This window comes from Flavobacterium suzhouense (assembly GCF_042684765.1).
GTDB classification, from domain to species: Bacteria; Bacteroidota; Bacteroidia; order Flavobacteriales; family Flavobacteriaceae; genus Flavobacterium; species Flavobacterium suzhouense.
In genome coordinates this window covers 1-1,014 of record NZ_JBHUMD010000018.1, presented here as the reverse complement: position 1 = coordinate 1,014, position 1,014 = coordinate 1, and the positions used below count along the sequence as shown (strand labels likewise).

Genomic DNA, 1,014 nt, shown 5'->3' with positions numbered 1-1,014 from the left:
ACTTGTTGTTGCAGGTACTGTTATTACTGAAACTACCACATTTAATATAGTCGCTTCCAGCGGAACTACCCCTGAATGTACTGCTCAAAATACATTTACAGTAACCATAAACAACGCGCTTGTTATTCCTGCCATTGATGATGTTACTGCTTGCGACAGCTATGAACTTCCTGCTCTTGCAATGGGTAATTATTACACTGCCGCAGGCGGACCTGCAGGTACAGGCACACTACTAAATGATGGTGATACTATTACTGCTTCGCAAACCATATATGTATATGCCGAAACAGGTACTGTACCTAATTGTACTGCAGAAATTAGTTTTGAGGTTACTATCGCCGCTTCACCGGTTGCTGATGCTCCGGCTGATGTAAATGTTTGCGATAGCTATGAGCTACCGGCACTTACTACAGGTAATGAATATTATGCACAACAAGGAGGCGTGGGTACTCCTATACCTGCCGGAACGGTACTATCAGCAACACAAACTATATATGTATTCGCTAAAAATGGCAATTGTACAGATGAGAATGCATTTACTGTAAACATCACCCCTACTCCTGTATTCACTCTGGGTGCTCCACAAGCTGCTTGTGCAGCTTCTAACATTACTATAACTGTTAGTGAAACTAACTTTAATGAGGGTGAAGCTACTTATGCATGGACCCTTGATGGTTCTACTATAGATGGTGGTAGCAGTATTGTTGCTTCAGGATTTGGAATCTATACACTAACGGTAACTGTAAATAATTGCACGCACAGCGAAAGTGTGGAAATCACTCAAAATAATGAGCAGATTGACCTGTTGATTATTGATGGCTGTGAAGGTGGCGATTACATGATTGAAGTTACCGACGCAGACGGATCATTCAATATTGATACAGCTTCATATTCTTGGACAGGGCCTAATGGATTTACATCTACAGCCCGCGAGTTTATTGCTCCATCAGCAGGTGAATATTTTGTAACTATTACAACTGCCGAAGGTTGCACCGGTGAAGATTCTATCATTGT

At 41.7% G+C, this 1,014-nt stretch carries 1 pseudogene; it reads left to right on the top strand.

The window, feature by feature from the left end:
• Positions 1-1,014: pseudogene (locus tag ACFSR3_RS09410) on the top strand (hypothetical protein); the annotation flags it as partial.